8 protein-coding genes and 1 pseudogene are annotated in these 7971 nt (G+C 65.0%); 5 read left to right on the top strand and 4 right to left on the bottom strand.

Annotation, left to right across the window (positions count from 1 at the left end; translation table 11 throughout):
• A pseudogene (locus Q0S16_RS12105) lies at positions 1 to 495 on the bottom strand (porin family protein); the annotation flags it as partial.
• 216 nt (positions 496 to 711) lie between these two features.
• On the opposite strand from Q0S16_RS12105, the gene Q0S16_RS12110 reads away from it, so the two are divergent.
• Complete coding sequence (locus Q0S16_RS12110) at positions 712 to 1161, top strand: helix-turn-helix transcriptional regulator (RefSeq protein ID WP_295848505.1); 450 nt, start codon at positions 712 to 714, stop codon at positions 1159 to 1161.
• On the opposite strand, the gene phhA is transcribed toward Q0S16_RS12110, so the two are convergent.
• Positions 1147 to 2046 carry a phenylalanine 4-monooxygenase gene (phhA, locus tag Q0S16_RS12115; protein WP_295848507.1) on the bottom strand — a complete coding sequence of 300 codons (900 nt, stop codon included), beginning with the start codon at positions 2044 to 2046 and terminating at the stop codon, positions 1147 to 1149. The two genes, Q0S16_RS12110 and phhA, sit on opposite strands and share 15 nt — an antisense overlap.
• A gap of 154 nt (positions 2047 to 2200) precedes the next feature.
• The gene (locus Q0S16_RS12120; RefSeq protein ID WP_295848508.1) at positions 2201 to 2584 is read right to left on the bottom strand and encodes an outer membrane beta-barrel protein; all 384 of its coding nucleotides are present in this window, start codon (positions 2582 to 2584) and stop codon (positions 2201 to 2203) included.
• Positions 2585 to 4038: 1454 nt separating this feature from the next.
• Between Q0S16_RS12120 and Q0S16_RS12125 the strand changes: the two genes are divergently transcribed.
• Complete coding sequence (locus tag Q0S16_RS12125; RefSeq protein WP_295848510.1) at positions 4039 to 5106, top strand: DUF2778 domain-containing protein; 1068 nt, start codon at positions 4039 to 4041, stop codon at positions 5104 to 5106.
• A 35-nt stretch (positions 5107 to 5141) separates the two neighbouring features.
• On the opposite strand, the gene Q0S16_RS12130 is transcribed toward Q0S16_RS12125, so the two are convergent.
• Complete coding sequence (locus tag Q0S16_RS12130) at positions 5142 to 5384, bottom strand: hypothetical protein (RefSeq protein ID WP_295848512.1); 243 nt, start codon at positions 5382 to 5384, stop codon at positions 5142 to 5144.
• Between the two features lie 385 nt (positions 5385 to 5769).
• On the opposite strand from Q0S16_RS12130, the gene Q0S16_RS12135 reads away from it, so the two are divergent.
• The 3 genes from Q0S16_RS12135 to Q0S16_RS12145 all read left to right on the top strand — a co-directional run bounded on the left by Q0S16_RS12135 (position 5770) and on the right by Q0S16_RS12145 (position 7883).
• The gene (locus tag Q0S16_RS12135; protein ID WP_295848513.1) at positions 5770 to 6477 is read left to right on the top strand and encodes an outer membrane beta-barrel protein; all 708 of its coding nucleotides are present in this window, start codon (positions 5770 to 5772) and stop codon (positions 6475 to 6477) included.
• Positions 6478 to 6819: 342 nt separating this feature from the next.
• A complete protein-coding gene (locus Q0S16_RS12140; RefSeq protein ID WP_295848515.1) occupies positions 6820 to 7161 on the top strand; it encodes a hypothetical protein in 342 nt (113 codons plus the stop codon).
• Between the two features lie 356 nt (positions 7162 to 7517).
• Positions 7518 to 7883 carry a hypothetical protein gene (locus Q0S16_RS12145; protein ID WP_295848517.1) on the top strand — a complete coding sequence of 122 codons (366 nt, stop codon included), beginning with the start codon at positions 7518 to 7520 and terminating at the stop codon, positions 7881 to 7883.
• Positions 7884 to 7971 lie beyond the last annotated feature (88 nt).

Consider the following 7971-nt stretch of genomic DNA (forward strand, 5'->3'; position numbering starts at 1 on the left):
GTAGAACAGCCAGTTGTTGTGCGCGAGGCCGAGGCGCGGCCTGAACGTCATCAGCCAGTCCGTGGCCACCGAGGAAGCGACGGTGAAGCTGGTCGGCGCGCAGCAAGGATACACGGCTGATCCGCTCGAGGACGCCTTCAACCCGAGATAATTGAAGTCCGCCTCCAGACCGAACACGATATTGCTCGACTGCCAGTTGTAGCCGGCCGTCAAGCCGCCGGTGAAGCCGCTACCATTCAGCTGCTGATTGCCGGCAAGGGCAATGGCGGGCACGCTGGTCGCGGCAAAATAGCCGGTGGGGCTGAAGACCGTCGATGTCGCGGCAGCGGAGCGCCCCCAGGCGCCGCCAGCATTCACACCGAGATAGAGTCCGGTCCAATTATAGACCGGGTCGGCGATCGGCGCCTTGGCGTAGATGCGCGCGGGGAGGTCGGCCGCGACAGCGGGACCCGCAAGACCGACGACGCCCGCCAGTCCCAGCAAAAATCTTTTCATTTCCATCTCCAGAGGCTTTTGCGCGGCCGGTGATGACCGCGTTGGCGTATCACCGCTCTGGTCTTGGGCTGGTTTCCTGCCCGCGTCGCGCTCCCACGCGCACTGCGGAATAAATTGTTCGCAAAGCGACTAATTTACCACGCATGGCATTGAACCTAAACCGGTGCTTGCGACGACCCATATCCGCGAACCATGAAATAAGCGGGTTATCGGACAATGGAAAACACACATTTCGAATCCCAAAATCATTCCGACATCAGCTGCGAGCGCGCCGAGCTGGGCGGCGGTTCGGGATTGGGCGCTGCCAATGCGTCCGAAGCCGGCGGCCTGCGCGGGGCGCGAATTGCCAGCGTGCTCGCGCAGATCAACCAGAGCTTCGCAGACCAGCAATTTTCAACCCGCGTGGTCGCCGAGAATCTTGGCCTCTCGGTGCGCTACGTGCAGGACCTGCTGCAGGGCTCTGGTTTCAGCATCACCGACCGCATCATGGCTTTGCGGCTCGAAAAGGCCCGCGGCCTGCTGACCTCCGACCGGCAGTGCCGCCTCAAGATCAGCGACGTCGCGGCCAGTTGCGGCTTCAACGAGCTGTCGTATTTTCACCGCAGCTTCCGCCGCCGCTTCGGCGCGTCGCCGGCCAAGTTTCGCATTCAGTCAATGAACGGCTGAGGCGCGTTTCAGGGTGAAATAATCCATCGTGCCGCGGTGGATCAGGCGATCCGCCGCGGTGACCTGGTCGGCGTCGATGTCCGGCGCATCGGCCAGTCGCGCATAGAGCGCGCCGAAATCGCGGTAGCTGTCCTCGAGCAGTTTTTTGAAACTGTCGATGACGAAATAGCTCTGCTGGAAATCGTCGATCACATAGTTCGTGCGCATCACGCGTTCGAGCTCGAAGCCGATCCGGTTGGGTGAATCATTTTCCAGCGCGAACACCGATTCCGTGGCCGATGACAGAATGCCGGCCCCGAAGATGCGCAAGCCCTCGGGGCTCCGCAGCAGGCCGAACTCGACCGTGTACCAGTACAATCGCGCCAGGTTCTTCAACTGGCCGAGCGCCAAAGCGCGCTGGCCGCCCTTGCCATAGGCCTGCATGAAATCCGCGTAGACCGGATTGGCGAGCAACGGCACATGACCGAACACATCATGAAAGATGTCGGGCTCCTGCAGATAATCCATCTCGTGCTCGGGACGGATAAAGGCGCCGGCGGGAAAGCGGCGATGGGCGAGATGGTCGAAGAAGATGTCGTCCGGCACCAGTTCGGCGACCGCCACCACTTCCCAGCCGGTCAGCGGCTTCAGCCGCGCGCTGAGCTTGTCAAGATCGGGAATTCCGGACTCCGACAGCTGCAGCGTTTTCATCGCCGCCAGAAACTCGTCGCAGGCGCGTCCCTGCAGAACGGTTTGTGCACGTGCGAACAGGCGGTCCCAGCGATCATGTTCGGCCGTCGAATAGGACGACCAATCCTGCTCGAGCGTAAAATCGGAGCGTCTTGGCGCGGCGAGGTAGCGCGCCTTTGCGTTGGCGGAGGAGGGGCTCGCGACGGGTGAGGTCATGATGTGTCCGATCAGATCAACGAGGGCGTCTGGCGTCACGGAGGCGAGTGATGAATATGAGCGCTAACGGGCCTTGTTGCCAGTACAACCTTGCACGGCGCAAAGGGCCCGGCATGGCTGCCAGGCCCCGGGGGCTGCGCTTCTTCGGCTGGTGTTACTGGCCGAACTGATAGGCGACGCCGACCAGCAGGGTCTGGGTCGAATGCTTGTCGAAATCGACGCTGATCTGCTGCGTGCCCTTCATCAGGCTGGCCTGCTGGCTTCCATAGCTGCTGTAACGATACTCGCCACGTGCCAGCCAGTTGTGGGCGATCTTGGTTTCGATACCGCCACCGAGGCTCCAGCCCATATTGGTCTTCGATAGGCTGTCGCTGGCCGTCGAGGTCGAAATCGTATCCGGTGCGCAATAATGCGCGACGCGGGTGGACGTGACCGAGGAAACGTCGATCTGGTTCTGGATCCAGGACACGCCGCCGCTGGCGAACAGGATGGTGCTGGGGGTGACGAGATAGCCGACGCGCGCGCAGGCCGCCGTCACTGAGATCCTTCACTTCGGACGTGCCCGTCTTGCCCGTCCCGGTAGTGCCGGGAATGGAAGCGAGGGAAGCGTGGTTGTTCGCCCAGGCGACATCGGCTTCGAGTCCGACGATCCAGCCGGGCTGGACCTGCCAGTTGTAGCCGCCATACAGGCCGAGGCGTGCTGAACTCGATTCAAACTCATGCGAAGCTTGGCCGCTGCTGGTCCAGTTTTCCGTAGTCCAGCGCCCGCCGGCGGAAACGCCGAGATAACCGCCGGTCCAAGTATCAACGATCGGCGGCGCTTTCAGATAGCGAGGCGTAACCTGAAGATCGGCCGCCATGGTGCCGCCTTGAAGCGCGATGGTCGTGATTGCGGCTATAATGGGATAAAATAAGGTCCTGTTCACTGCGCTTGCCCTTGTGTAGTTCGCTGAAACAATTTCAGCGCTCGCACCTCAACGAAGGCATTCTCGAAGTTCATGCGCCAGAGCGGCGGAGCGCCGCGAGCGTCGTCCGGGGACGGTTTTTCAAAATCCAGAACCGCATTTTTTAAGTTGTTGCTGACTTGCAACGTAAAAAGCGTCTGTTTAAAACTCGCCTTTCAAAACTACACTTATTGCGGGAACGCTGTATTTGAAGGCTTTTGCGTGAAAGAGATCGCCACAAAGCGAGATGAAAAAACAAAACATGGTCAAACCATGCGCGCGCCGCCGTAATCGCGCCGGAAAAAATCATCAGCTGAGGCCATTTGATGTTGAGCTTGCGATGCGAGAGGCATTGCAATTCAATGCCGGGGATTAGTAGGGGCGCGTGTATAATAGTGCGACGCGTTGGGTCGCGCGCATGGCAGGTCGCCCACTATCGAACGTCATTCGAGCCGCGTGCATTTCAATCGCGCTGCAAGGGATGGCGCCACCGCTGTCCGCCGCGGGAGCCCGTCGCCTTCCCCATCCGGAGCGGAGTGATGTGTATCACCGCGATTCAGGCACCGCTGCGCTGGTGGACGAGCATCGAACCGGGGCCGGCGACAAGGCGGAGCTGCGGCTGTCGCCGGCGACCTCCGTCGAAACCCGCCGTCGAAACCCGCCGTGGAATCCTGCTGTTGGATGCCGATTCAGGCACGTTAGGCTTTGCTTAACCATGTTCAGCGGCAAGATGGCGCGAAGTGCTTCCCCGGGCGGGCTTTACGGATGGTTGGCGGGGCGCGGCGAGGCCATCACATCGCCGTTTTTGACCGGCATTCGGTACCTTGTGCTGGGTGCCAAGTCTCCGCTAAGCTTAAGCTGCATTTAACTAAGATTGGCCCTAATGACGCTTCGCGGTTCTGCCAGGCCAGCTTCCATGGGGGGGCTTGTCTGACGGCATGAGGCGCAACGTGAAATTGGTCTGGACGCAAGACGAATGAACACTGGTACCGGCTCGTCCAGGAATTCCACGGCACGCCATCGCCGAGCATCCTCTTCAAAAGGCCCGATGAACTGGGTCGGCGCCGCCGCTGTGGGGCTGATCACCGCCGGCTGCGGCTGGACGCTGTACAGCAACGTCTTTGTTTCCAGGCTTGAGGCCGTCTCCGCCAGCGTGCGGATGAAATCGGCATTGGTGAGCCATGCCGAGGGCGCCTCGTCCTTTGCCGAGCGTTTCGATACCCTGACCTTTGCCGATCGCTTTGCGCCCGCCGTTTCCGGTTCCCGAGCCGCGCAGGCCGCGCCGGTTCCGGCCGATGGCCTGACCACGCCGGACCGCGAGGTTGCCTGGTTCGACCCGAGCTATTCGATGGGGGCACCGCCGGAGCGCTTTGCTCGCCGGGTGGCCCCGCCAGCGGCCGTGGAAGCCGCCGCCGCGGCCCAGGCGGCGACGCCGAAGCCGCTGCTGGACGTGGCGAAAGCCGCGCCTACCGTGCGCCAATTGGTCGCCAGCATTCCTGTACCGGCGCAGCGTCCGTCCGAATTGCGGCTGCCGCCCAACCAGACCGTTTCCGCGCATGAGCTGATGGTGCAGCGCGCCAGAGCCACCGTGCTCGCCGCCTCGTCCAACAGCCCCTCGGTGTTCGAGAAGCTGTTTGGCAAGCCGCCGGCGGCCGGACCGGTGCTGGCCTATGCCGGACCTGATGGTGGCATCGGCAGCGATGGCGGTGACGCGCAAAAGCCCACCGCCTATGATCGCACCACGGCCGTCTATGATATTTCGGCCAAGAAGGTCTATCTGCCGGATGGCAGCACGCTGGAGGCGCATTCCGGCCTCGGCGATCGCCTCGACAACCCGAAATCGGCGTCCGAGAAGATGCGCGGCGTGACCCCGCCGCATGTCTATGACCTGACCGCGCGCGAATCGCTGTTTCACGGCGTCGCGGCGTTGCGCCTGACGCCGGTCGGCGGCGAAAACGCGATCTATGGTCGCACCGGCCTGCTGGCGCACACCTACATGCTCGGCCCCAATGGCGACAGCAATGGTTGCGTCTCGTTCAAGGACTACAACGCGTTCCTGAAATCCTACCGCAATGGCGACGTGAAGCGGCTGGTGGTGGTCGCCAGCCTGAATTGACGCGGCGGCGCCTGGGGGCGCCACCGCCGCGGCCGTTACCGGCAGACGCGTGTCTTGGTGACGATGCGACGGCCCATCGGACCGCGCCGCACCACGGTGCGCATCGAACAAACCCGACCGCGACGGACCGACTTGCGTCGGGCCCCATAACGGGCCGCGGAAATGTCGGTGCTGGTCGAGATACCCTGCGACACCGGCGTCGCCGCCGATGCCGGCACGGCGAACGAGACAAGGCCGAGTGCGACGGCGGCGGCAAATCCCAAAGCAAATTTCTTCAAGTGTGGTTCTCCTCAGATCCAATCGCGCCGATCTGTGCGATCGGCGCGAACCGGACGGTCGGCCTTTGCGGATGAATTGTTTCTGAACGTAACGTGTTCACAACAAGGCGACGCCTCGGCGCGCCCGATGGCGCGCGCAAAAGCTTACCGGCGCGCTTCGGCAGAGACGGCGATGCGACTGGCCGCGATCTGCACAGATCGCGCGGTGGCAATGTGAATTGCTTCAGACGCGGCACCGCTCACGGCTGCCCTTGTTGTCCGCGGTGTGAGCGATGCAGCGCGCTCACGGGTTGAGACGCTCAGTCAATCCATTCGGCGCGCGCCGGATTGCCTCGGTGATAGCAAATAACCTAGTGATCGATCCAGTTAATCACGGGGAACTTCGATGAACAGACTATCTCTTGCGACCGCTGCGATTGTTGCTTTTGGCGCGGCGGGCACGGCCTCCGCGGCCGATCTGGGGACGCGCACCTACACCAAGGCGTCGGCTCCGGTCGAGGCCGGCTATAATTGGTCGGGCTTCTACGCCGGCGTCATGGGCGGCTATGGTTGGTCGGATCGCGTGCGCCTCGATGGCGTGACCGCGCGCAGCAACGACATCAAGGGCGGCTTCGGCGGCGGCACCATCGGCTACAACTGGCAGACGCCCGGCAGCGCCTGGGTCTGGGGCCTCGAAGTCGATGCCGCGGCCAGCGGCATCAAATACAGCGAGGCCCTGGCGCCGGACTTGAACTTCGAGGACAAGCTGCGCGCCTTCGGCAGCGTCACCGGTCGCGTCGGCGTCACCGCCGGCGCCGCTCTGTTCTACGCCAAGGGCGGTTACGCCTGGGCCAACAACCGCGTGTCATTCACCGTGCCCGGTATTGTGACGGCGTCGGAGAGCAAGAACCTGTCCGGCTGGACGGTTGGCGGTGGCGTCGAATACATGGTGGCACCGAGCTGGTCGCTGAAGGGCGAGTACATGTATGCCGACTACGGCAACGGTCGCTATGGCGATGCCACGTCTGGCTACACGTCGCTCGGTCTGACCACCCATACCGTCAAGGGCGGCCTCAACTATCACTTCAACAACCCGGTCGTCGCCCGGTACTGATTGTCGACATCTCCTCCAAGTCACCTCAGCCCGGCCGCGGCGATGCGGCCGGGCTTTTCCTTGGTGCGCCCGGCGCGGCGGTTACATGCCAAAGGCCGCCATCCCAGGCGCGGCCCCTGACAAACAAAACCCCGGCATTGCTGCCGGGGTTTTCGTTTGTCGATCCCGCCGCATTCAGAGGCCGGGCGGGGAGCTCTGATTGGCCCGTCGCGGCCTACCGCGGAGGCGGGCAAGGCTGGCCGCTCGGCAACGTGCACGGCTTCCCGGCAGGCGCAGCCGGACGTGCCGCGGCCGGCGGAGGTGGCGGTGCCGGCCGCGCCACGGGAGGTGGCGGCGGAGGCGGTGCCGGTCGTGCGACAGGCGGCGGAGGCGGTGCCGGTCGTGCGACAGGAGGCGGAGGCGGTGCCGGTCGTGCCACAGGAGGCGGAGGAGGTGCCGGTCGTGCCACAGGTGGCGGCGGCGGCGAAGGCCGCGCCACCGGTGGCGCTGGCGGCGGTGGCCGCACCACAGGCGGTGGCGCGGGGCGCGCCGCAGCCGGCGCAGGCAGTGCCGGCGCTGGTACCGGACGCGCCGCGGCTGGTGGGGGCGGTGTGGATCGCGTCGCGGCAGGCGGTGGCGGCGCCGCGGTTGGACGTGCCGCGGCGGGCGGCGGAGACGGTGGTGCCGCAGGCGGAGTGGATTTGAGGGCAGCCGACGGTGCAGCCTGAGCCGGCGGCGAACCGGTCAGGGATGGCAACGGTTGGCTGTTGGCGCCAGGCAAGGGCGATCCCGGTCTTGCGGCATTGGGTACTGCGGCTGGCGTGCCCGGGACCGGACGAGGCTGTCCATTGATGCCGGGCGGCGGTGGCGCCACAGGCGACGCTGTTCCGGCCTGTCCGGGTCTTGCGCCACCCGACGGTGCTGCCGGTGTCGGCGGCGAGCCGGGCAAGGGGGGCAGTGGCTGGCCGTTGGCCCCCGGCAAGGTCTGCGCTGCGGGCCTGGCATTCGCGGCAGGGGGGACGAGCGGCGCGCCGGGCGGCCGCGGACCGCCTGGCACGGGCTTGCCGTCCGGCGCGGTCGCGGCGGGGCCGACGGGCGGAGATGTCGTCTGGGCCTGGGACGGCGCCGGCTGTGCCGACAGCGCGGGTCTGAGCACCTGGACCGGCGGGGTATTCGGCGCCAGCGCCGCCTTTGTTGCAACCGACGGCGGCAGCGAGGGCGCGAGCAATGCCGCGGCGCCGGCACCGGCAGCACCCAGCGCGATCGCGCCAGCCGCGACCGGCGATGCCGGCGACCCGACCTGCGCGGGCGCCACCGCCACCGGGGCAGCCGGCGGCGTGAGGACCTGCGCCTGTCCGGCGGGATTGGTGATCGTCACCGCATTGGTGGTGTTGTTGATCACCACGGTGTTGTGGATGTTGTTGTAAATGATGTTCGGCGGCGGCGGCGCCACGTCGAGCGGCGGCCTGACCCAGACCGGTACCGGCTGATAGTTCGGCACCGGCAGGATATAGG

Origin of the sequence: Tardiphaga sp., from assembly GCF_025356345.1 — a bacterium.
Lineage (GTDB): Bacteria > Pseudomonadota > Alphaproteobacteria > Rhizobiales > Xanthobacteraceae > Tardiphaga.

Excerpts from the sequence above, each read along its gene's own strand:
- Q0S16_RS12110 (WP_295848505.1), top strand. The coding sequence starts at position 712 with ATGGAAAACACACATTTCGAATCCCAAAATCATTCCGACATCAGCTGC.
- phhA (WP_295848507.1), bottom strand. The coding sequence starts at position 2,046 with ATGACCTCACCCGTCGCGAGCCCCTCCTCCGCCAACGCAAAGGCGCGC.
- Q0S16_RS12125 (WP_295848510.1), top strand. The coding sequence starts at position 4,039 with ATGAACTGGGTCGGCGCCGCCGCTGTGGGGCTGATCACCGCCGGCTGC.
- Q0S16_RS12135 (WP_295848513.1), top strand. The coding sequence starts at position 5,770 with ATGAACAGACTATCTCTTGCGACCGCTGCGATTGTTGCTTTTGGCGCG.